We start from the raw sequence: 23,289 nt of genomic DNA, 5'->3' as shown, positions 1-23,289 counted from the left end.
ATATGTTAGCAAGAGTAGCCAATAACCTTTTTTGGATGGGACGATATATTGAGCGTTCAGAACACTTAGCAAGGTTTTTAAGCGTAAATTATTTTTCTTCTTTAGATGCACCAGATGAATTATCACAATCTAGACAGTTTGTTTTAAGATCTATCATGTATATGTCTGCAAACGAAATTATTGATGCAGATATTACATTAGAAGAGGAAACGGTTTTATTTAACGTTGGTTTAAATAAGGAAGAACCGTATTCTATATTAAGTACATTTATAAATGCACATGAAAATGCCAGAAGTTCTCGTGATTTAATTTCAACAGAATTGTTTGAATGTATCAATAGAATTAACCATACTATTAAAGCATATCCTATAGAACAATTTGTAAAAAGTGGTTTGTATGATTTTACAACTATAGTTACCCAATCTACCTCAGAAGCAAGAAGCAAAATAAAAAGCACCCTTTTACATGACGAAGTATATGCTATAATTATGCTAGGTGTGCATTTAGAAAGAGCAATACAAGTTTCTAGAATTATCAATTCTAAAATGAGTGATGTTGCAGCTTCAAAAGAAAAAACTGGAGATGCAGCAGCAGGAAGTTATCAATGGTCTACACTTTTAAAATGTGTTTCTACCTATGATATGATGCGTCGTTATTATAAAAAAACACCATCTAGAGAAACTACTTTAGAGTTTATAATATTAAATGAAAAATGCCCAAGATCTATAAAAAATTGTTTGTCGCAAATATATAAGTACATCTGCATAATTTCTAAAAATAAGGTAATAGCCAATGATTCTGCAGCATTTTTAATAGGTAAAATGAAAGCTGAATTTGAATACAAACTCATTTCAGATATTAATGATAATTTAGAAGAATTTATAGCAGATTTAATTGAAAAATTAGTTTTGATTGCTATAAAATTAGAGGATAATTATTTTAATATTAAAGATGCAACAACAGTGCTTAATGCAGAGGAAAAAGTGAAAGCGGATAAAAAAAAAGCTTCCAAAAAAAAGACTCAAAGTCAAACACAATAAATAATAGCAGCTAACTTTGTGATTGTGATTGTGATTGTGATTGCGATATACTGTTAAATGTATTAGGTAATTCTTGTGAAGCAGAAGGTCTTAAATCTACAGCAACACTCATTTTGTTTTTACCCATACTATAAATTACACCTTTTAAAGGAGGTACATCAAAATAATCTCTTCCGTGTGCAACAACAATGTGTTGGTTTTTAGGAATTTGGTTGTTTGTAGGGTCAAAATCTACCCAACCATACGTTGGTATGTAAACTGAAAACCATGCATGAGAAGCATCTGTTCCTATTAATTTTTCTTTACCTTCTGGCGCAATAGTTTCAATATAACCACTAACATATCTTGCTGGTAATCCCATACTGCGAACACAAGCAATTGCTATTTGAGCAAAATCTTGACAAACACCTTTTTTTTCTTTCATAACTTCATGAAGTGGTGTCGCAATATTTGTAAAGCCAGGAACAAAATCAAAATCAGTAAAAATACGTTGCATTAATTCATAAGTAGCTTCATATAAAGAACGGTTAGGTGTAAAAGAAAGTGCAGCGTATGCTTTAATTGCTTCACTACTATTAGATATAAGAGGTGATGCTAATATAAATTGACGCACATCAATAATTTCTGCATTTGTCTTTTTAAGATGCTTTAAACTTTCTTCAATAGTAACTTTTTTTCCTTCAGAAAATGTAGCTTCATCTATTTGTAAATTGTAATCTCTAGCCACTTTACTGCGTGCAATTACAACAAGTTCTTTATGATGTTGCTGAATAGAAAAACGGGTTACCGAATTTCCAAAAAAATCTAGTCTTTCGGTAACATCTGTTGGAGTAGGACTTATCTCTAAACGATACTCTAAAAGGGTTTGCCCTGGAAAATTTTTAGGTTTTAAAGTTGTTAGATTATGACAAAAGGATGCGCCATTTTCGTATGTGTATTTTGTTTTATGCCAAAGATCAAAAACCATATTAATTAGAGATGTTTCTATTTACCAACTGTTTTTGTGGTTGTGAATGATTAAAATAAGTATCTGAAATAGACAAAGAAGTAATATGTAATAATTTGCTTAAATCAGAAAGTATGTGATCTAGATTTTTTCGCATATTAGATACAGGATCTATATGTAACATTTCTTGTAAATTTAAACGTTCCATTTTAGTAATAACAGCTTCAATGTTTTCTTGACAAATCGTCATTTCTTTATTCTTATTGTTATTAGGTAATTTATTAATATCCTTTTTTAAACGTTGCATTTTATACGTTAAAGACCTAGAATATTCGGGATCTAAAATTAATAGGTTTACCACGTTTTCAATACTTAAATAAGATTTATAGCTATATCTGTAAATATTTAAGCTTTCATGACTGTTTAATAAAGATTCTAAAACTTCATAGGTTAGTTCTTCATTGTGATTTACAATAAGTAAGGCTCTAAATTTTTCAATAGACATAGCACTAATTTCTAATTCTAAACCAATAAAATAGAGTAGAAGTCCTTGTCTTACTAAAATGCTCTCTTCAGTAAGTGCCATAAAAGCAATAAGCCTAGTAATGATTTTATCGAAAAAAGTAGTTAGCGAATAAATAGAATGGTTTTCTTCTTTTTTTAATTTTTTAACATGTTTCTGTATACCATCAAAAACACGCCACATATCTTTAGACCATAAATTGCGTAATGAAAAATACGAATTATTAAAACTTTGCATAGATTGCGCAAAACTACCAATTCTGGTTTCATCTAAAATAAGGCTTTCTATTTCTTTTAACGGGTTTTTTAAAGCTTCCTCTTCATTTTCGCCAGTAAAACCTGGAAATGTAGAAGTAATTTTAGTAATAGATTTATAGAGAATTTTTAAGTTTTCAGAGTCAGATTTTCTATAATTATATTGTACTTGCGCCATTTGGTTTAACACCATGCGCAAATATCTGGCAGTAACTAAAGTTCTTCCTAAATAACGACCAGACCAAAATAGATTTTCGGCAGTATTACTTGGTACATCGTTGATATCTATAGATGGAGTAGCATTTGTTTTATTCCATGAATAATTTTGTAGATTAGGTTGCGGATTGTCATTAATAACCCAAAAATCTTTACTCGTTCCACCACGTTGATTAGAAACAAATAATTTTTCTCTTTCTGCAGCAACTCGCACTAATCCTCCAGGCATGACGCTATAGCCTTCATTTTTTGCGATAGAAAACGTACGACATAATATTTTACGAGGTTCTAATTTATGATTTACAAAATTAGGAGCTGTAGAAAAAGTAATTTTTTCTTGAGCAACAAATTTATATGGGTTTTCAATGATTTCTTTTTTAAGTGCTTCTAGTGCTTTTTTATCTAAAAACTCACAGAAGTATATATGCTCTCTATTTGACCTATCTATTCTTTTAACAACAAAAGAAGGTAAATCTGCCAGCACGTGTTCTCTTTCTTTTTCTTGTCCGCACCACCAAGAAGCAATTTGCGGCAAGATTAATTTTTCGTCTAAAAAATACTTGCAAATGTTTTCCATAAATGGAACTAATGCAGGATTTTCTAATACTCCACTTCCTATTGGGTTAACAATGGCAACATTTTGTAAGCGCACTACTTCTAGTAATCCTGCTACACCTAAATACGAATCTTCTCGTAACTCTAAAGGGTCAACAAAACTATCATCAATTCTTCTTAAAATAACATCTACTTGCTTTAATCCTTTTAAAGATTTTAACCAAACTTTGCTATTTCGTACTACTAAATCGTTTCCTTTTACAAGAGGAAATCCTAAAAAAGACGATAAATAAGAATGTTCAAAATACGTTTCGTTATGTGGTCCTGGTGTTAAAATAACCACCATAGGATTTTCTGTATTTGTAGGTGCTGCATTTATTAATAACTGGTTAAAATCATTAAAAAATTGCGAGGGTTGCTCTACATTTATATTAGTGTATAATTCTGGAATAACTTTACTTGTAGAAAATCTGTTTTCTAAAGCATAACCCATTCCTGAAGGAGCTTGTGTTCTATCGTTTACAACCCACATTTGCCCATCAGGACCTCTAGCTAAATCAGCAGCGTAAATTAAAAGTTGTTTGGAGTTTTTGTATTGAATTTGATCACAAGAACGTAAAAAACCACTATGTGCATAAATAACTTCTGGAGGTAATATGCCATTTTTAAAAAGTTCTCTTTTTCCGTATAAATCTTTTAAAATAAGGTTTAAAATCTCAGATCGTTGCTGTATTCCTTTTTCTACAAGATCCCATTCTTTTTGGTGAATGATATATGGAACAATATTTAAATCCCAAGGCCTATTTAACCCTTTAGGATCATTATAAACATTATAAGTAACACCGTTTTCTGCTAATAACCAATTAATTTCTTCCTGTTTTATAGTGAGGTTTTTAGCTCCAATTTTTGTTAAATTTTGCGACAATATTTTCCAATTATCATTAATGCTCTTTTTTGAAGAGAGCAATTCATCATAAGTGGGCGTTTCTGAAAAATATTTTTCAAATAATGTCTTTGTTTTTGTAATCATATAATAAACAATGGTACTTTTTATTTTTTACGTAAATCTAACGTGTAAGGAAATTCAAAATTAATAGGTAATTCCTTATAAGAGAATTTTTTCGAACTCCCTTTTTCTTCTACATTTCTCGTTATATCTTCTGTGTCTGGATGGATATTTTCTATAGAGTCAATTTCGCCTTGTGTATGGCCAAATTCCCAAAAACGATTAATTCTTCTAGATTCTGCTTCATAGCTATTAACAGGATATTCTTCATAAGAACGGCCTCCTGGATGCGCTACAAAATACGTGCAACCTCCAATAGAACGCTTATTCCAGGTATCTACAATATCAAAAACTAAAGGCGTATCTACAGGAATAGTTGGGTGTAAAGCAGAATATGGATCCCAAGCTTTATAACGAATTCCTGCAACATATTCGCCTTTTACTCCGGTACTTTGCAATTGTACTTTTACACCATTACAGGTTAATACAAATCTTTCTTCGGTAAAGTTAGCAACTTTTACTTGTAGTCTTTCTAATGAAGAATCAACATATCTTGCAGTTCCTCCGCCTGTCATTTCTTCTCCTAAAACATTCCAAGGTTCTATTCCTGCACGTAATTCTAAATGAATATTGTTAATTTCTACCATTCCGTGTAACGGAAATCTAAATTCAAAAAACGGATTAAACCAATCTTCTTCAAATTTATAACCAGCTCTATTTAATTGCGAAACAATATCTTTTATATCTTCTCTTACATAATGTTCTATTAAAAATTTATCATGTAATTCAGTTCCCCAACGTACTAAATTATGTTCGTATGGTTTTTTCCAGAACCAAGAAACTAAGGTTCTAACCAATAACATTTGTACCAAACTCATTTTAGGATGTGGTGGCATATCAAAACCACGAAGTTCTAAAATACCTAATCTTCCTGTTGAAGAATCTGGGGAATATAATTTATCAATACAAAATTCTGCTCTGTGTGTATTTCCTGTTAAATCGGTTAATAAATGCCTAAACAAACGGTCTGTTAACCAAAAAGGAACTTCGCCATCTTTTGGAATTTGACTAAAGGCAATTTCTAATTCATATAAATTATCTAAACGTGCTTCGTCTATTCTTGGAGCTTGACTTGTTGGGCCAACAAAAGAACCAGAAAACAAATAGGTTAATCCTGGATGGTGTTGCCAGAATGTTAGTAAACTTCGTAACAGGCTTGGTTTACGTAATAACGGACTATCTGCAGGACTTGTTCCTCCTAAAGTAACATGATTTCCTCCACCTGTTCCTGTATGTTTACCATCTAGCATAAATTTTTCTGTACCTAATCTAGATAGTTTTGCTTGCTCATAATAAGTAAAAGTATTGTTACATAGGTCTTTCCAGTTATTAACTGGTTGTACATTTACTTCTATAACTCCAGGATCTGGAGTGATTTTTAGAGATTCTAGTCTGTTATCTTTTGGAGGATCATAACCTTCCATAATAACAGGTACGTTAAGTTCTTTAGCGGTAAACTCGATGGCTGCAATTAAATCTAGAAAGTTTTCAGCAGCTTCTAAAGGAGGTAAAAACAAATACAATTTACCTTCTCTTATTTCTGCACATAAAGCCGTTCTAACAAAATAATTAGGTAGGTTAGTGTCTAATCCATGATCTAAAAATTCTTTATGTCTTTTCTTTACAATATTTCTAAAACTAGGAAAACGTTTCTTTTTAGAAAATAAATCTGGTTCATATACAGGAAAAACTTCATGTTCGGGTTTTTCCATTAAAGAATTAAGAGGTAATCTTAATCCCATAGGAGAATTTCCAGGAGTTAAGAATAAATGTTGTCTTCTAAACGTCCAAGCACTTGTAAACCATTTTCCTTGCGTAAAATTTAAAGGAAGCAAATGACCAACAGGAGTAGAGGTGCCATTTTCTAGTATTTCTTTTAGTTTGTTTTTTACTAAAGCATTGTCTTTATCTTTAGTAGGGTCTATGTCTATTGGTAAATTCCCTTGTTCCCATAAAAAATAGAACGCATCTTCAAAACCAGGTATAATATGTTGCGACGAAACCCCTAAATAGGTAGTTAAGGTTTCTAAAAATAGTTTATCTGTGTTTGGTGGTATTACATAATCTGCCGCAAAAGTTGCTAAATACTTTTTATTAAACCAGATTGGCCTACCGTCTTTACGCCAACAAATTTCTATTTGCCATCTTGGTAAAGGTTCTCCAGGATACCATTTACCTTGTGCATGATGTAAAACAGCACCATTACCAAACTTGTCATACAATCTTTTGGATAGGTCTTTAGCAAGCTTTTGTTTGTGTGGCCCATCGGCAGCAGTATTCCATTCTGGAGATTCTAAATCGTCAATAGAAATAAAAGTAGGTTCGCCACCCATGGTTAAGCGAACATCATTTTTTTGAAGTTGTTTTTCTACTTTATTTCCTAGTTTATCAATAGCTTTCCATTGTTCATCTGTATATGGTTTTGTAACTCTTGGCGATTCAAATATTCGTTTTACAGAGTTTTCAAAAAAGAATTCTGTTTCACATTTATCTGTCATACCAGAAACTGGTGCAGCACTTTCAAAGGAAGGAGTACATGCTAAAGGTATATGTCCTTCACCAGCCAATAAACCAGAAGTGGCATCAAAACCAATCCAACCAGCACCAGGAAGATACACTTCTGCCCAAGCGTGTAAATCTGTAAAATCTTCTTCAGGACCAGAAGGACCATCTAGTGATTTTTCGTCAGATTTTAATTGTACCAAATAACCGGAAACAAAACGAGCTCCAAATCCTAAGTGACGTAAGGTTTGTACAAATAGCCAGGCATAATCTCTGCAAGAACCACTTTTCTTGTTTAATGTTTCTTCACAGGTCTGTACACCAGGATCCATGCGAATATTATAATTTAAATATTCATAAATTTTCTGATTGATATCTATTAAAAAATAAATGGTTTTTCTAGGAGTATAATCTATTGTTTTTATAAAATCTGTTAGTAATTTTCCTTTATCTGTAATTTCTAAATAAGGTTGTAACTCTTTTTTAATAATATCAGAATAGGTAAAAGGATATTCTTCAGCGTACTCTTCAATAAAAAAATCAAATGGATTTATGGTTTTTAAATCTGCAATAATTTCTACATCTATAGAAAGTTCATCTGTTTTTTCAGGAAAAACTAAACGAGCAATATAGTTACCAAAAGGATCTTGTTGCCAATTAAAAAATTGGTTTTCTGGTGTTATTTTGATAGAATAAGATTCTATAGGAGTTCTAGAATGCGGTGCAGGCCTTAGTCTAAAAATATGAGGAGATAAAGATACTTTTCGATCATACTTATAGGTTGTCTTGTGGGAAATTACAATTTTTAAAGCCATAGGTTAATTTTAATAAATCAGTAGTTGTGTGAAAAATAAATTTACTGAAAATAAATGCAAATTTAAGTAATTTTATCTGCTAAAAATATATTATGTTAAATAAGGAGAGAAGTATTAAAAATATATAATTTGGTTTAATTTCTAAGGAATTAAAAATTTATATGCCTTTATAGAATAGAATTACCATTTTTTGAAGGATAATAACTAGTAACATGATTTTTTTTAGAGAATTTCTTCCTTTTGAAAAGGGATTAAAAACCATTGTGTATGGTAATTAACTCTAATTTAAAGCCATAAACATAAAAAAGGTTACCCAAATAGGACAACCTTTTTATGTTTTGTATATAGAAAATATTACTTTAAACTTTCTAATAGTTTTTGAGCTACTAACTCTGATGATGCAGGGTTTTGTCCTGTAATTAAATTACCATCTTGAATTGCATAAGCTGCCCAATCTTCTTTTTTAGAATATACACCACCATTTTCATTTAACATATCTTCTACTAAAAACGGAACAACGTTTGTTAAACCAACAGCAGCTTCTTCAGAATTAGTAAACCCTGTTACTTTTTTCCCTTTTACTAAAGGTTCTCCATCAGTTCCTTTAACACCCTTTAAAGCTGCAGGAGCATGGCATACAAAAGCTACCAGCTTATTTTGCATATTAAATTTTTCGATTAAAGCAATAGATGTTTCATCGTTTGCTAAATCCCATAAAGGACCATGACCACCAGGATAAAATACAGCATCAAAATCGTCTACATTTATATTAGATAATGTATGTGTATTAGCAATTAATGCTTTCGTTTCTTTATCTTTATTAAAACGCTCTGTAGCTTCTGTTGCAGCATCTGGAGCATCACTACTAGGGTCTATTGGTGCTGCACCTCCTTTTGGTGTTGCTATTGTTATTTCTGCTCCTTTATCTAATAAGGTGTAATATGGGCTTGCAAATTCTTCTACCCAAAAACCTGTTTTTTTTCCTGTATCTCCTAATGTATCGTGAGAGGTTAATACAAATAATATTTTCATACTTTTTTTATTTTTTAATGCTATTTTTTTTTTGAAACGTTTTCAAAAACTGATTGACTTTTACAATACTTACAGGCAAAAGCTGTAAGGATTGTAAGAAATAAGGCTAGCTTTATTTCTTTATTAATAGGCCATTTTTACAATTTTCTCTACTTTATCTGGTGATAAGTTTTGGTGTTCTCCTAAACCTAACCAACCACGATCGGTAAAGCGTTTAGATATTTTTTCTGCAGTACCTTCATAATCTTTAGTATAGTCTGATAGTTTAGTATCAATACCTAGCTCATGAAAAAAGACTACTGTTTTTTCAATAGCAGCATAAGCTTTATCGTCTGTAGTACCTTCTGTAATATTCCACACACGTTCCCCATATTGTGCTAGTTTTTCCTTTTTAGTTTCAAAATTATACTTGTAATGACTAGGAGCAATTACAGCTAAAGTTCTAGCGTGATCAATACCAAATAAAGCAGTTAACTCATGCCCAATTGCATGAACAGCCCAGTCTGTTGGTACTCCTTTTTGTATTAAACCATTTAAAGCCATGGTACAACTCCACATAAAATTAGAAGCAGCATTATAATCTGTTGGATCTTTTAAAACTTTAGGAGCAATTTCAATTAATGTTTGTAAAATGCTTTCGGCAAAACGATCTTGCAATAAAGCACCAATTGGGTAGGTCATGTATTGTTCTAAAACATGCGTAAAGGCATCTGTTAACCCATTTGCTAATTGACGTCTTGGTATAGATGTAATTACTTGAGGGTCTAAAATTGAAAATTGCGGAAATAATCCTGGTCCACCCATAGCTAATTTCTCTTTGGTTTCTGCTCTTGTAATTACAGCACCAGAATTCATTTCAGATCCTGTTGCTGGTAAGGTTAAAACAGTACCAAAAGGCATCCCTTTTTCTGTTCTAATATTTTGGGTTAATATATCCCAAGGAGTATCACCAGCATATACTGCAGCTGCAGATAAGAATTTAGTACCATCAATTACAGAGCCACCACCAACAGCTAATAAATATGTAATATTTTGTTTTTTAATTACTTGTAACGCATCCATTAAAGTTGCGTATTCTGGATTTGCAGGAATACCACCAAACTCTACAACATCAACTTTAGATAATGCTGTTTTTACTTGATCATATATTCCGTTTTTTTTAATGCTTCCGCCACCATAAAGAAGTAATACTTTTGCTTCTTTAGGAATTTCATTTTCTAATTTTTCTATTGTATCCTTACCAAAAATTATTTTTGTAGGATTTTTAAATTCAAAATTGTTCATCTTCTTTTTCTTTTTTTAATTAAATTTTTACAATCATTTTTCCTTTGTTTTTACCTTCAAATAAATCGATAAAAGCATTTGGAATGTTATCAAAACCTTCAACAATGGTTTCGGTGTATTTTAGTTTTCCTTTGGCTAACCAAGCAGCTATATGTTGCATGGCTTCTGGATATTTTTCGGCATAGTTAGAAACAATAAACCCTTGCATTAAGGCACTATTTTTCACTAAGAATGGTTGTACACTTAAACTTGTTGGCAATTCTGTTTTGTTATAAACAGAAATAGCTCCACAAATAATTATTCTAGCAAAACGGTTAATATTAAATAACACAGCATCAGAAATTGGTCCGCCAACATTATCAAAATAAATATCTACACCATTTGGAGCCAGCTTTTTTAGGTCAGCATTAATATCTGTACTCGTGTTATAATTGATACCAGCATCAAAACCAAATTTGGTTTTTAGAAGTTCTATTTTTTCATCAGTACCAGCAATTCCTATCACGTGAAGCCCTAATATTTTAGCTATTTGCCCAACAACAGAACCTACTGCTCCAGCAGCACCTGAAACAACAATGGTTTCACCTGCTTTTGGTTTTCCTATTTCGTTTAATCCTAAATATGCAGTTAATCCTGTCATACCTAAAACGCCTAAATAGGTACTTAATGGCGCTTTTGAACCATCTACTTTTAATAAGCCTTCTCCGTTAGAAACTTGTTGTGTTTTCCAATCTAGCATACCAGAAACAAAATCTCCTTCTGTAAAGTTATTGTTTTTAGAAGCGATAACTTTAGCTATAACACCAGATTGAATGGGTTGGTTTAACTCAAAAGGAGGAATGTATGATTTTGCATCGCTCATACGACCTCTTAAATAAGGATCTACAGAAACATAAACTGCTTCTAAAAGTATTTCACCTTCAGAGATTGTAAGTGTTATGTCTTTAGTAACAAATTCAAAATTTGAAATTGTTGGTTTACCTTCTGGTCTATTGTTTAATAAAATGGTCTTAATCATAATTGATTTTTTTAGTCTATTACAGTTACTAAATCTTCCATAGGTTTTCTTACCTTAACAAGATTTACTAACCAATCTGCATCTTCTTTTCTATACCCTAATGGCAATAAAACCGCACTACGTAGTCCCTTTTCTGGTAAGCCTAAAATTTGGTCTACAGCAGCAGGATCAAAACCTTCAATAGGTGTTGCATCTACACCTTCAAAAGCAGCGGCAGCAATAGCTTGTGAAAAAGCTATATATGCTTGTTTTGCAGCATGGTTAAAATTTTCTTCAGCATCTTTTTGAGGATATGCACTTAATAACATTTGGCGATAATTTTCCCAACCTTCGTTTTTAAAACCACGAATATCATTGGTTAAATCAAACATATAATTAATTCTGTCTTCGGTATAGGTATCCCAAGCAGCAAAAACAAGTAAGTGAGAACAGTCTGTTATTACAGATTGGTTCCATGCTACAGGTTTAATTTGTTCTTTTATGTCTTGATTTTTAATTACAAAAATCTCAAAAGGTTGTAAACCGCTTGAAGTAGGAGCTAAGCGAGCTGCTTCAAGAATACGTTGTATTTTATCTTCTGAAACTTTTTCACCATTCATTGCTTTGGCAGCGTATCTCCAGTTAAGTTTATCTAATAATTCCATGTAATTTTAATTTTTAGTTATTTTTTGAAATTTGTTTAATATCATTAGAAGACAAAATGACTTCTGCATGACTTTCACTATTTGCTAAATGTATCATTGCTTGCGCAATAGAATTGGGTTCTATAATTTTATATTGTTTAAGTTTTCCTATAAACAGCGGTTGTATTATTTTAAAAATTGCCAATCCTATTTTTTCTAATATTCGTGTTTCTTTACGGTTACCACCAATTAGAGAAGGTCTTAAAATAAATGTGTTTTTTATATTGAATTGTAACACATCTTTCTCCATTTCACCTTTTATTTTATTGTAAAAAACAGTACTTTTTTTGTTGGCTCCCATTGCAGAAATCACTAAAAAAGTATCTATATCATTAGCTTTTGCAAGTTTTGCAGCTGTAACTGGTATACCATAATCTATTTGTTTATAGACTTTTTTATCTGGTGTTTTTTTTGCTGTTGTACCAATGCAGCAAAACACATGATCTGCTTTAAATGCAGCTTTAAAATCTTCTAGTTTTAAAAGATCACCAATAAATTGTGTGACTTTACCAGGTAAACCTTCAATTTTAGAACGAGAAAATAATAAGATACTTTGATATCTATCGTCGTCTATTAATTTTTGAAGCAATATGCTTCCGGTTAAACCCGTTGCACCTAATATTATAGCTGTTTTTTTCATATTATTCACATTGTTTTATACTGCTCCAAGCCGATTGATATGCTTCTTCCAATTGTACTTTATTTAATTGTATATCACCTCTTTTTTGAATAATCATTAAAAAGGATAACGGGTTTATAGAATAGGCATATAATAAATAATTTGACAATGGTTTTATTATACCTTCCTGTCTGCCACGTTCCCAAAGGTCGAGTAGTGGTTGTAGGTGTTTAATACCTTCTTGTCTACTATGTGCATCAATCATAGGAGTATTGTCACATTGCGCTAAAAACATGGCGTTTTCACATTCTTTAAGTTTAAAATCTGCAATGCGTTTCCATATTAATTCAAAACCAGCTTTTACAGGCATGTTTTTATCATACGTTTTAAAAGCATATTTTGTGTATTCAGCTTTTACTTCTATATAGGTTTGGTTTACTAAATCTTGCTTGTTTTCAAAGTATAAATAAATAGTGGCAGGTGATACATTAGCCATTTTTGCAATCTTACTCATAGGTGTAGCATGAAAACCGTTGTTATTTACCAACTCGATTGTTGCTTTAATTAGCGCATTACGTTTATCTATACTTTTTTGAAGTTTTGCCATACTATTAAATTATAATACAAAGATACATAAAAAATGAATGTTCATTCTTTTTTTAACACAAATTTAAATTGAGGAGATTAATACAGAGGCATAAGATTACTTGGTTATGTTATTAGAAGTAATTATTAGAGTTTTTTTCTACTGGGTTGGTTTCTGTTACAAATTTTATAAAAAGAAAAATAGAAATAATGTGACAAAAAATAATTAAAACTGTAAATGTTTTAGTGTATAGGAAGAATTCATTAATAGGAGATAAAGCTATTTGAAAAATAGAAAAAATACCAGAAGCTAATAAAATAGTTCCGTTAGCATAGTTATCGTTTATATAAATAATAGCAAACGTTAAAGAGAAAATAAACAAACAAAAAGCAGTTAAGAATATATAAAACTGTGTATTATTTGGCACATAGTTAATCACTAATTCAACAACAGCAAAAATTAAATATAATACGAATATAACAGCTATAATAACAGACCCATGAAGTAGAGATTTAAATTTGCCTTTATCTAAATATTTTCGGAGTGTTAAGCTACATAAAATCAAGTATAAGGAGGTTAAAGAAGTAATCCAGATAAAATATTCTTTAAAAGATAATAAGCTTAAAATGGTTGAAGTAAAAACAGCTAATAAAGCAATAACATACAAAGGATTTGCATTCTTCTTTTTAATACTTAAATATTTAAATAATAATATTAAAATAAGCAAAGGCATTGTGTATAATAATTGCTTTTTTTCGAAAGTAATACTTACTATAATTGAAGCTAAAAACGATAGATAAAATAAAAAATTAAGTGTTTTTGTTTTATTAGAAATATGTTGATTGTCAAAATATTTTTTTATCATTTAATAGATTTAGGTATTATCTAATTGAAATATAAAAATAACAAAATATTTCAATTAATGATTGATATTTAATTTAGATTTATTCTATAATATAGAAGCTAAGTCGTTGTAAGTCAAAATTAAATGTATGGTAACACTAATTTAAAGATGTAGTAATATGGTTTATTTTAAAAAATATAATTGTGTGTTTACCAATTAAAATTATTGAGAATAAATAAGTTAAAAGAAATTATTTTTACAATTGGTAATGGTATGCTTAAAATAGTTATATATTAAAAAGAGAGCTACTATTTGGCGATATTGTATCAGGTATTTTAATTTTAGGATTTTTGGTATGTAAATGAAAACTGTGTACTTCAAAACTATTTACATTTCTAAAAATATCATCATCATCAATATCTCTAAAACTGAAGTTATTAAAATTATCAGCATTAAAATTGCATGTAAATTTTATGTTTTTTTCGTTTCTTAGAAAGTCTAATATCTTAGATCTCACATTTTCACCAAGAAAAAGACGTATATACTTTAATTTTGTTTTAGTGTCTTCATGTAATTGTTTTACTGGTTTTTTCTTGTCATTATCAGAAAGTTTAAATCTAAAAAAAACATGTGTAATTTTCTCATTGTTCTTTTTGGTAAATACTTTTATGGTATTTGTAGTTTTTTTTTGTTCAAGACCAATTGGTAGTACTAATTCGTAATTTTTAATGTTTAAGGTAATTTTCATAATTACTGGTTTTAAATGTTTTATAAGAATTAGTTTTGTTAAGAAATAACACTAATCACATAAACTTAAAAAATAGCTTAAGCTGGTATTAATTTTTGCCATTTCTATTCTATAACTTTCATCGCTAATTAAATTAGTCATTTTTTGTTTAAATAGCGCGTTGTATCTACCTGCAATTAAAATAGCATCATTTCTTTGGTCTGGATATGTGTTTTCTGTAAAATCAAGAAAAAGGGTAATTGCCTTTTTTGTATCTCCATTAATAATATGCGATTCAATTTTTTTAATGGTTTCCTGATTATTCAAATGGTTTTCACTAGATTCAATATCTAAAGCAATAGTATTATGACTGTTTTTAAGGTTGTATTCTTCGATTAAGTTTTTAATCTTTTCTTCCATATTATCTACCAAATTAAAAGAAACAGCGGTATCTTTTTCAATAATTTCTTCTTGAATGGCAGATTTACATAAATAATAGTCAGGACTTAAAAAATCTATTCTGTTAATGATTGGTCTTTGTACATGGTTAAATTTTTGTATTCTTTTTGGTACTTGTGTTAACACATAGTAAAGAAGTTCTATTACGCGTACATATTCTTCGCCATTACTAGCTTTACCAGAAAGTGCTTCTAACACTACTTCTGTAAATAAACTGTTTTTAGACTCTGGCAGAATCACAGATTGTTCATCATCATCACAAGAGGTTACAAATACACGACCTTCGCCTGTATTTAGCATTTTTAATAGCTCTATGTTAGAATTTGTAATTTCTTGATCTTGACTAATAGATTTCATTAATGGTTTAGTGCCAAGCATACCTGCAGCATGACAACAGTCTAACATAACTAATAATTTTTTTGATTTGATTTTATCTATTAACTCTGAAAATTCATAACCAAGAATCATGGTTTCTTGCCTATTTTTAGCATCATAACCATTAGTTAGTAAATAGTAATTATCCTTAATGTTACCGTTAATTTCATCTTTAAAAATCCCTCCATGCCCAGAATAATAGATTATAATTGTTGCGTCTTCAACTTGTGAGGCTTTTTCTACTAAGGTATTAAGAGCTGCTAAAACCTTTTGTTTAGTGGCGTTTTGTTCTGTTAATAAAACAACATTATTTTCTTTATATGCTGCTTTATTAGGGTTTTTTAAAATGCTTGCAATTGCAGTGGCATCTTTAACTGTAATGGGTAGATCTGCCCCAACACCAATAATTAATGCATGTGCGTTTTCTAAATTCATAATAAAACTTGGTATTAATTATAGGGTTTTTATAAAGTTTTTAAGATTATTTGATGTATTTGGTGATTTTAATAAATGTTGTATAACATCTTGTTTTTGACTGTTAGTCCAGAATGCATCATCTTCTGTATCTAAATACTTGTGTAAATCTGGATTATTATGTAATTCTTGTAATATTTCTGTAGAAAACATTTCTCTTGTAATTTCTTCTTCTTTAGACATAGAGTCATCTTTTAGTCTAAGCATTATTCCTAAAAAATCTGCTATACCATTTAAAGTAGCTCTTGCTTTTTTTGCACGTTCAAGCGTATTAAAATCTGGAAATTCATTTAATGCTTGTGCAGCTTTTAATATGCCTTTACCATAGTATTTTTCCCATTGATTATAGGTTGTTTTATCTGCAGAAGTATAAAGAGCGTATTTTACTGCTTCTACTTTTTTCCATAAATCATCTTCAGAAGTAATTTGTGCATTAATTTCATCTCGATAATAGCTTAACCATAGTGCTGCAGCAGCAGCTACTTGCGGAGTAGAAGAGGAGGTTCCGCCACCATCAAATCGAAATAAAATATCTTGATCTGCTTCATTCATTGTTGCCCAAGGCGTATTTGGTGTGTAGGCTGCTAAGGCATTTTTCATTACTTTTTTAGGTCCATAATTACCTTGCATATTTTCACCTCCCTCTGATTTTACTCCTAATTGAGCATCAAATATATATGGATACTGATTAGAAGTAACACCTGTTGCTGCTATAACTCTTTCCCATCTAGCAGGATACAAAAGTCTTTTTGGAAGTAATTTTTTGGCTCCTTTATTCCAACTATTTCCAGCAGCAGTTACTATAGTAATTCCTTTTCTATACGCTTCATTTACAGCATTTGCCCATTCTCTTGTTGGTGCACCAGCCATTGACATGCTAACCACTTCGCAGCCTTGTTCTATGGCATAGTTAATTGCCTTCACAAAATTTTGAGAACGTATTAATGCTACTGTATCTGATATACGAATAGGGATTATTTCGGCAAAAGGAATTCCTCCAAATGAACCTTCATAGCTCACACCCAATTTGTTAAAAAACACTTTTCTTCCTGCTAGTATAGACATGGTAGCGGTACCATGACCTTCTTGTTCGCCAAAAGAATTGGTTGTAGTATCTACAGCACTTTTTCCTTCTTCGCCTTTAACAAAGCTAATTCCAGGATTTAAAAATTCTGGTAATGCTGGATGGTTGGGTTGAAATCCTGTATCTATATGTGCTATTTTTATACGTTTTTCTTCCTGTTTTTTATCTTCAATTTTGTTCCAAACTTTTTCACTTGCTTGTTTTAATTGCGAATAATCATCTAATAAATGCCAAACAAAATGATTTTTAATTGCAGGAGGTTTTGGCCAATTTTTTAAATAGTGTGGTGTTGTAGATTTTAATATTAATTTGTCTAATTTTTCTATTTCATAAATATTTTGATCTATCTCTGGCTCCACATAAAAATCCTTCAATTTTCTTGTACTTCTATAATTATGAGCTGCATCCCAGGGGTTTTCGGCTTCTGTAAGCACTTCGTTGTTAATTGTTGTTTTAGTTCCTTTAACTAGTAATTTAGGGCTGTCTATTATTAGTTTAATTTCTGCCATTTGTTTAGAGTTTAATTCGTTTGAAAATTATTATGCACATCTTCAACCCATTTTCGGGTAAAGGATTTAATAGGGTATTCTTTTAATTCACTTGGATTTGAGGTATTAATTTTTACAATTCTACCTTCAAAAAGATTGACATCTAACATGCCTTCACTTTTTAATTGATTTTCTTTTAATATGATAAATGGAAGTTTTAATTGATACGCCATAGAAGCTTCAATATGTACCCAAGGTGTTGCAAAACATTGGTCTTCTATTACAGACTCTTGTTTGCTAGCTCTTTTTGAAAGTCCGTTTTTAATATAGGTTCTTTCCATAGCCAATACAAGACAACCATAACAACTGGCCATTTTTACAGAAACAGGTCTTAATGGATCTAGCTCTGTCCAGTCATCATCATCTAAGGTTTTTAAATCTAGTTTATATTTTAAAAAATGATTTTTTAAAGTATGTATGTAGTTGGTTTGAAATTGGTTATGTGGTGTGCCTACACTTAAAAAAACAGGTATTAAATCATTAGAATCTTCTTTGGTATTTGAGCTAAAAATTTCTTTTTTAAAAGCCAAGCTTTCTTCTTTTTCTTGCAAAAAAGTTAGCACACATAATCTAAGTTTGTTTAATTCTGTATTTGCAGTACTAGCATCTATTAAACCACTCATTTGGTCTTTTTTTAATGCAGAATATCTTGCAGATTGTAATATTATTTCATGTACTTCAAAAGTATTATTAAAGTAGTTAGATAAAACTATTATTGCTTTTTCTAATTTATTATTAGCAATAAGTTCTGTTACTTCTGCTTTTAATTTATCGAATGTTTCTTTACTCATGATTCATGGTATTGTTTGAATTAAAATGGGTTTTTCATTTAAATTCATATTTGTAAATCTGATACTTTTAAAGACAATATATCTTCAAGATGTAGCACTGGTTTGTTTACTAAATCTGCATCTGCAGAAATTTCAAGAAAATGTCGTTTGGTAGGATCTTCTTTTTTAAAATATCTAATCTGTTTTACATAAACGCCTTCTTGAAGTAGTATTAATGCTAAAAATTTAATGTATTTAATATCTACAGATTTATGGGCTACAATTCTATTGGTACCCATTTTATAGTAGGAACTATTTGGGTTATACTTATTAGTAAAAGGGGTTCTGTTTAACGCATTAATAACTCTACCAGAATCTGCTTCTTTATCATAATATCTTATTTTTTTATTATAATAGCCACTATAACTAGAGTCTGAAGCAAGCATATTAGTAATTTCTATATTTGCTTTTTTTGCTTCTACAATAGTTAAAGAATCTACTTGGCCAAGGTCTTCAGGTTTCCAATAAAAAGCCTTAAACTGATTGGCTAAATTTTCAAAAATTTTTATTTTTTGAGCATGTAGTATTTGAACAGAATCATATTCTGTTTTTAAAGTCTTTAATGCCTGTTTAGAAGCGTCTACTTTTTTATTAGCTACAACGGTTGCTAATCTGGCTTTTTCGGTTTCATTAGTTGCATCATTATACATGTTATAACTAAAAATTAAAAACAGTAAAGAGATAACTATCAAAGAAATAGTAACTAAAGCAGTGGTTTGCTTTCTTTGTTTCATTTCTTTGTCTATTCGAACATTTATATTTGAAAATTCATTTTTATTAGACATAATTATTTTTTAAAACAGATTTTATTAAATATTTTAAAAGCTTCTTCATAATCTAGAGCTAGAATGTTTATTAACTGTCTTAGATTGTCCATATCTTTTTTTTCAATAACCATTAAATGAAAAGGGTAAGTAGAAATGAGTATAATAATAAACCCTCCAAAATTTAATATTTTAGACGATTCATTGTTAGGTAAAAAACCTAGAGAAGCTACAACAACACCAATAAAAATGCATAGAAAGCCGTATTTTTTAAAATCATTTCTAGATTTTTTTTTAATTTTAATTGTATTATTAATAGTGACTTCATCAAGTTTTATATGTAGGGTCTTTTTAGCAATAATATTTTCACTTTCTATTTCTGTTATTAGGTTTAAAATACCATTTGTGATTTTAGTAATTTCAATATTGTACTTTTCAAAAGGAATTAGATTTCCATTGTATTTTTTTAAAACTTCATGATATCTAGCAGAATAGGAAATTACCTGATTTTTCCAATTTGTATTTGAAAAATTTAATGCATCTAAATCTTTGATAGCAGTAATTCTGTCACCTTTTTTAATTGCTTCCTTTATGTTAGAAAAATCAGTAGACATCTTTTTTTATTTTCTTATTACTTAATCTGGTTATTTGGGTAATAATTGCTTAATAAATCTATTTAATATGTGTATTAATTAGACTATAATTGCTATAGATGCTATTTAGTGTAAGTTTCTAATTCTTACAAAGTTATGTAGGATATGTATTAAATATATTCCTTTTTTTTTGGATTACAAAATTTTGTTACTAGCTAATTCTTAAATTATTAGTAAGCATGTAAATTATTCTGTTAACAAGCGTATGCTTAAAAGTGATGTTACATATTTGTAATGGATATGCAATTCCTTAAAAAGTAAATTGATTGCAAAAAAAAAGCATCTAAAATAATGTAGATGCTTAAATGTTTTAAGGTATAGAATTTTAAGAATTTATTTTATTCTAAAGGAAGGTTTAAAGCTAATAAATAGTATGGTATATATAAATAATAGCAATAAATACCATGTGTTAGAAACTAAATCTACATAATCTATTTTACCTTCAGAAAAACTTAAAATCATCAATACTTGTGCACCATAAGGCAAAATACCTTGAACAATACAGGCAAATATATCTAAAATGGAAGCTGTATTTTTGTTATCTAAAGTATACTCGTCATTTATTGTTTTAGCAATAGGACCAGCAATAATAATAGAAACAGTATTATTAGCAATAGCCATATTAATAGTACCAACCAATGATGCAATACCCAATTGCGCTGATTTTTTATTTTTTATAAGTTCTTTAATATGGATTAAGATATAATCAATTCCTCCATTTTTAGAAACTAATGCTGCTAAGCCTCCTGTTAATAAAGAAAGTAAAAAAATCTCTGTCATACTTGTAAAGCCTGTGTATGCTATTTTGGTAGATTCTATTAACGTAAAATCACCATAAATAATTCCTAAAATTACACCAGAAATTACTCCTAAAAGTAAAGTTACAAATACATTTATACCAATTACAGACAATGCTATTACTAATATATATGGTACTATTTTTAGTATAGAATAATTATAAACAGTAGTATCTTCTATATTAGGTTCTAATTCTAATCCTTGAAAAACAAGTATAGCAATTGTAAATAAAGCAGCAGGAAGCGCTATTTTAATGTTTTGTTTAAATTTATCACTCATTTTACAACCTAAAGATTGAGTTGCTGCAATTGTAGTGTCTGATATAATTGATAAATTATCACCAAACATACTACCACCTAATAAAGCACCGCATAATATTGCTAAATCTACACTGCTTTTTTCAGTAAAACCTATTACAATAGGAGCTAAGGCTACAATGGCACCAACAGAGGTTCCTGTAGAAACAGATAAAAAAGCAGCTATTATAAATACACCAAAATAAATATACTGTATCGCTATAAAATCTAAGCCTAAATTTACTATAGCATCAACACTACCAGTAGTTTTTGTAATAGTTGCAAAGGCACCTGCTAATAAATAGATTAAGCACATGGTTAATATTTTAGCATCACCACATCCTTTTAAAAGAGTATTTATTTTAGAATTTATAGATTGTTTAAACATTAAAAATGCCACTATAATTCCAACAATAACAGCTATTGGTGCTGGTAATGCATAAAAGTCATTAAGATAAATTCCTACACCTAAAAAGGTAAACACAAATACAAACAATGGTATTAATGCAGAAAATTTTGGAGTAATTGTTTTTGAGCTTGCCATTTCTTTTTTTTCATTTTAAAAGGAAATAGCAATTATTAATAGAAGTATGAGTTAACATTTTTTCCAATTAATTGGCTTATCTATTTAGCACCTTGCTTGTTATTGCAGGTTGCTATCTCCTTTTTTGAGATTCTTGATAATTAATTTAAGTGCGCAAAAATAGTATATAAAAACAGTTCTATTTCTTAATAAGTGTTAATTTTTTTTAATACATGAAAATCAATTTAAATCACACTGTAAAGTGTTGGTAATTAACGCTTTATTCTTGATAGCAAAAAAGCAATTGATTTTATAAAATTCTCATCGATAAAATTATGGCTTTTGTATAGGTAATTCACTCAAACGTATATCGTTTTATAATAAGATAGTATATAGTTTCACCTTTGAAGTGTTAAATCAAAACACTCAAAATAATGAAATTATATCTAATGCTTGCTAGTATATTTTTCTTGCAGTTCTCTTTCGCACAAGAGGTTTCTAATAGCATGACAACAAATAAAATCTGGTCTTTAGAAGACTGCATAACCTATGCTTTAGAAAATAATATTACAGTTAAAGATGCTACTTTAAACAAAAGTATTGCTGAAGTAGATTATAACAAAGCAAAATCTTCTAGGTTGCCTAACTTATTTGGTAGTGCATCCCAAAGTTTTTCAAGCGGAAACACTATAGATCCTATTACTAGTAATTATGTAACAGACCAAATAAACAGTACCAATGTTGGTATTAATAGTTCTATGACCTTGTTTCAAGGAAATCAACTTAATAATCAAATTAAGCAAAATAAAGTGCTTTTAGAACAAAGTATTTTTCAAGAAGAAGTAGAAAAAAATAATATTGTTTTAAATATTTTAGAAGTGTATTTGCAAACACTTTATAGTAAAGAAAGCATCGTTATTGCGCAAAACAATTTAATCGCTTCAGAAAAAGAAGTAGAAAGAGCAAAAGCGCGTTTAGATGCAGGTACTATTGCTTTAAGTGATTACACCGAAGCACAAAGCCAAGCAGCAACAAACAAATACAATATAATTGCAGCTAAAAACGATTACCAACAATACATTATTGAATTAAAACAATTATTAGAATTATCACCGATGGAAGACATTCAAATTGAAACCATTGATGAAAACATGGATTTAGTAAATCTGGAACTAGATAAAACAAATGTTTATAGTAAAGCTTTAGGAATTCTTCCAGAAATACAAGCTAGCAATTTAAATATTGAAGCAAATGAGAAAGAATTAGATATTGCTAAAGGAGCATTTTTACCAACTTTATCTTTAACAGGAAGCATTGGTTCTGGGTATACTAGTATTAATGATAATACGTTTTCAGATCAATTTGATGTAAACTTCAATCAAAAATTAGGATTGTCTTTAAGTATTCCAATTTTTAACAGAAACCAAACCAAAGCAGCTGTAAAAACAGCAAAAATTAATATTCAAAAAACTGAAATTCAAAAGGAATCAACAGAAAAAGAAGTCTATAAAAAAGTAGAAACAGCATATCAAAATGCACTATCTGCTCAAGAGCAAGTAATTGCTTCTGAAGCTTCTAAAATAGCAGCAGAACAATCGTATAAACTAGCACAAAAAAAATACGAATTAGGAGCTTTAAGTACTACCGATTTAGTGATTAGCCAAAATACATACACTAATGCGCAACAAAATTATTTACAAGCCAAATACCTAAATATTTTATACCACCAATTATTACAATTTTATCAAGGAAACGACATCAAACTTTAATCAACA

The 23,289-nt window shown here is 29.7% G+C and carries 19 protein-coding genes and 1 riboswitch; of the genes, 2 read left to right on the top strand and 17 right to left on the bottom strand.

Going from position 1 to position 23,289, the window contains the following annotated elements; all coding sequences use genetic code 11:
• The first annotated feature begins 2 nt into the window (after nt 1-2).
• Nucleotides 3-1,040 (top strand): alpha-E domain-containing protein, encoded by a 1,038-nt coding sequence (locus tag KO494_RS03215; protein WP_215966159.1) that lies wholly within the window; start codon nt 3-5, stop codon nt 1,038-1,040.
• Nucleotides 1,041-1,050: 10 nt separating this feature from the next.
• Here the strand turns inward: KO494_RS03215 and KO494_RS03210 are convergent, their stop codons facing one another.
• The 17 genes from KO494_RS03210 to KO494_RS03130 form a co-directional block, all read right to left on the bottom strand.
• On the bottom strand, nt 1,051-2,007 hold the full coding sequence (locus KO494_RS03210) for a transglutaminase family protein (protein WP_215966158.1): 957 nt from the start codon (nt 2,005-2,007) through the stop codon (nt 1,051-1,053).
• Nucleotide 2,008: 1 nt separating this feature from the next.
• Nucleotides 2,009-4,564, bottom strand: a complete 2,556-nt coding sequence (locus KO494_RS03205; protein ID WP_215966157.1) for a circularly permuted type 2 ATP-grasp protein — start codon at nt 4,562-4,564, stop codon at nt 2,009-2,011.
• A gap of 20 nt (nt 4,565-4,584) precedes the next feature.
• Nucleotides 4,585-7,917 (bottom strand): DUF2126 domain-containing protein, encoded by a 3,333-nt coding sequence (locus tag KO494_RS03200; RefSeq protein WP_215966156.1) that lies wholly within the window; start codon nt 7,915-7,917, stop codon nt 4,585-4,587.
• Between the two features lie 354 nt (nt 7,918-8,271).
• Nucleotides 8,272-8,949: a type 1 glutamine amidotransferase domain-containing protein gene (locus KO494_RS03195; protein ID WP_215966155.1), complete on the bottom strand. Its 678-nt coding sequence runs from the start codon at nt 8,947-8,949 to the stop codon at nt 8,272-8,274.
• A 123-nt stretch (nt 8,950-9,072) separates the two neighbouring features.
• Nucleotides 9,073-10,233, bottom strand: coding sequence for an iron-containing alcohol dehydrogenase (locus tag KO494_RS03190; RefSeq protein ID WP_215966154.1), 1,161 nt, complete (start codon nt 10,231-10,233; stop codon nt 9,073-9,075).
• 19 nt (nt 10,234-10,252) lie between these two features.
• The gene (locus KO494_RS03185; protein ID WP_215966153.1) at nt 10,253-11,251 is read right to left on the bottom strand and encodes an NADP-dependent oxidoreductase; all 999 of its coding nucleotides are present in this window, start codon (nt 11,249-11,251) and stop codon (nt 10,253-10,255) included.
• Between the two features lie 11 nt (nt 11,252-11,262).
• Nucleotides 11,263-11,895, bottom strand: coding sequence for a nitroreductase family protein (locus KO494_RS03180; protein ID WP_215966152.1), 633 nt, complete (start codon nt 11,893-11,895; stop codon nt 11,263-11,265).
• A gap of 13 nt (nt 11,896-11,908) precedes the next feature.
• On the bottom strand, nt 11,909-12,574 hold the full coding sequence (locus KO494_RS03175) for an NAD(P)H-binding protein (RefSeq protein ID WP_215966151.1): 666 nt from the start codon (nt 12,572-12,574) through the stop codon (nt 11,909-11,911).
• Between the two features lies 1 nt (nt 12,575).
• Complete coding sequence (locus KO494_RS03170) at nt 12,576-13,160, bottom strand: TetR/AcrR family transcriptional regulator (RefSeq protein ID WP_215966150.1); 585 nt, start codon at nt 13,158-13,160, stop codon at nt 12,576-12,578.
• A gap of 112 nt (nt 13,161-13,272) precedes the next feature.
• Nucleotides 13,273-14,004: a hypothetical protein gene (locus tag KO494_RS03165; protein ID WP_215966149.1), complete on the bottom strand. Its 732-nt coding sequence runs from the start codon at nt 14,002-14,004 to the stop codon at nt 13,273-13,275.
• A 265-nt stretch (nt 14,005-14,269) separates the two neighbouring features.
• The gene (locus KO494_RS03160; RefSeq protein WP_215966148.1) at nt 14,270-14,731 is read right to left on the bottom strand and encodes a hypothetical protein; all 462 of its coding nucleotides are present in this window, start codon (nt 14,729-14,731) and stop codon (nt 14,270-14,272) included.
• Nucleotides 14,732-14,782: 51 nt separating this feature from the next.
• Nucleotides 14,783-15,979 carry a caspase family protein gene (locus tag KO494_RS03155; RefSeq protein WP_215966147.1) on the bottom strand — a complete coding sequence of 399 codons (1,197 nt, stop codon included), beginning with the start codon at nt 15,977-15,979 and terminating at the stop codon, nt 14,783-14,785.
• Nucleotides 15,980-15,997: 18 nt separating this feature from the next.
• Nucleotides 15,998-17,611 (bottom strand): S8/S53 family peptidase, encoded by a 1,614-nt coding sequence (locus KO494_RS03150; RefSeq protein WP_215966146.1) that lies wholly within the window; start codon nt 17,609-17,611, stop codon nt 15,998-16,000.
• A gap of 11 nt (nt 17,612-17,622) precedes the next feature.
• Complete coding sequence (locus KO494_RS03145) at nt 17,623-18,441, bottom strand: hypothetical protein (protein ID WP_215966145.1); 819 nt, start codon at nt 18,439-18,441, stop codon at nt 17,623-17,625.
• Nucleotides 18,442-18,485: 44 nt separating this feature from the next.
• A complete protein-coding gene (locus KO494_RS03140; RefSeq protein WP_215966144.1) occupies nt 18,486-19,214 on the bottom strand; it encodes a hypothetical protein in 729 nt (242 codons plus the stop codon).
• Between the two features lie 53 nt (nt 19,215-19,267).
• Nucleotides 19,268-19,858 carry a hypothetical protein gene (locus KO494_RS03135; protein ID WP_215966143.1) on the bottom strand — a complete coding sequence of 197 codons (591 nt, stop codon included), beginning with the start codon at nt 19,856-19,858 and terminating at the stop codon, nt 19,268-19,270.
• Between the two features lie 372 nt (nt 19,859-20,230).
• A complete protein-coding gene (locus tag KO494_RS03130; protein ID WP_215966142.1) occupies nt 20,231-21,535 on the bottom strand; it encodes a Na+/H+ antiporter NhaC family protein in 1,305 nt (434 codons plus the stop codon).
• 48 nt (nt 21,536-21,583) lie between these two features.
• Nucleotides 21,584-21,680, bottom strand: a riboswitch (SAM-I-IV-variant riboswitch).
• A 268-nt stretch (nt 21,681-21,948) separates the two neighbouring features.
• Here KO494_RS03130 and KO494_RS03125 point away from each other — a divergent pair.
• Nucleotides 21,949-23,283, top strand: a complete 1,335-nt coding sequence (locus KO494_RS03125) for a TolC family protein (protein ID WP_215966141.1) — start codon at nt 21,949-21,951, stop codon at nt 23,281-23,283.
• Nucleotides 23,284-23,289: the final 6 nt, after the last annotated feature.

It is taken from the genome of Lacinutrix sp. C3R15, from assembly GCF_018860825.1.
Classification (GTDB): Bacteria; Bacteroidota; Bacteroidia; order Flavobacteriales; family Flavobacteriaceae; genus Oceanihabitans.
This window is presented reverse-complemented; position numbering and strand designations above follow the sequence as displayed.

Bases quoted from the DNA above. Each gene is read 5' to 3' on its own strand.
- KO494_RS03215 (WP_215966159.1), top strand. From the start codon at position 3: ATGTTAGCAAGAGTAGCCAATAACCTTTTTTGGATGGGACGATATATT.
- KO494_RS03210 (WP_215966158.1), bottom strand. From the start codon at position 2,007: ATGGTTTTTGATCTTTGGCATAAAACAAAATACACATACGAAAATGGC.
- KO494_RS03205 (WP_215966157.1), bottom strand. From the start codon at position 4,564: ATGATTACAAAAACAAAGACATTATTTGAAAAATATTTTTCAGAAACG.
- KO494_RS03200 (WP_215966156.1), bottom strand. From the start codon at position 7,917: ATGGCTTTAAAAATTGTAATTTCCCACAAGACAACCTATAAGTATGAT.
- KO494_RS03195 (WP_215966155.1), bottom strand. From the start codon at position 8,949: ATGAAAATATTATTTGTATTAACCTCTCACGATACATTAGGAGATACA.
- KO494_RS03190 (WP_215966154.1), bottom strand. From the start codon at position 10,233: ATGAACAATTTTGAATTTAAAAATCCTACAAAAATAATTTTTGGTAAG.
- KO494_RS03185 (WP_215966153.1), bottom strand. From the start codon at position 11,251: ATGATTAAGACCATTTTATTAAACAATAGACCAGAAGGTAAACCAACA.
- KO494_RS03180 (WP_215966152.1), bottom strand. From the start codon at position 11,895: ATGGAATTATTAGATAAACTTAACTGGAGATACGCTGCCAAAGCAATG.
- KO494_RS03175 (WP_215966151.1), bottom strand. From the start codon at position 12,574: ATGAAAAAAACAGCTATAATATTAGGTGCAACGGGTTTAACCGGAAGC.
- KO494_RS03170 (WP_215966150.1), bottom strand. From the start codon at position 13,160: ATGGCAAAACTTCAAAAAAGTATAGATAAACGTAATGCGCTAATTAAA.
- KO494_RS03165 (WP_215966149.1), bottom strand. From the start codon at position 14,004: ATGATAAAAAAATATTTTGACAATCAACATATTTCTAATAAAACAAAA.
- KO494_RS03160 (WP_215966148.1), bottom strand. From the start codon at position 14,731: ATGAAAATTACCTTAAACATTAAAAATTACGAATTAGTACTACCAATT.
- KO494_RS03155 (WP_215966147.1), bottom strand. From the start codon at position 15,979: ATGAATTTAGAAAACGCACATGCATTAATTATTGGTGTTGGGGCAGAT.
- KO494_RS03150 (WP_215966146.1), bottom strand. From the start codon at position 17,611: ATGGCAGAAATTAAACTAATAATAGACAGCCCTAAATTACTAGTTAAA.
- KO494_RS03145 (WP_215966145.1), bottom strand. From the start codon at position 18,441: ATGAGTAAAGAAACATTCGATAAATTAAAAGCAGAAGTAACAGAACTT.
- KO494_RS03140 (WP_215966144.1), bottom strand. From the start codon at position 19,214: ATGAAACAAAGAAAGCAAACCACTGCTTTAGTTACTATTTCTTTGATA.
- KO494_RS03135 (WP_215966143.1), bottom strand. From the start codon at position 19,858: ATGTCTACTGATTTTTCTAACATAAAGGAAGCAATTAAAAAAGGTGAC.
- KO494_RS03130 (WP_215966142.1), bottom strand. From the start codon at position 21,535: ATGGCAAGCTCAAAAACAATTACTCCAAAATTTTCTGCATTAATACCA.
- KO494_RS03125 (WP_215966141.1), top strand. From the start codon at position 21,949: ATGAAATTATATCTAATGCTTGCTAGTATATTTTTCTTGCAGTTCTCT.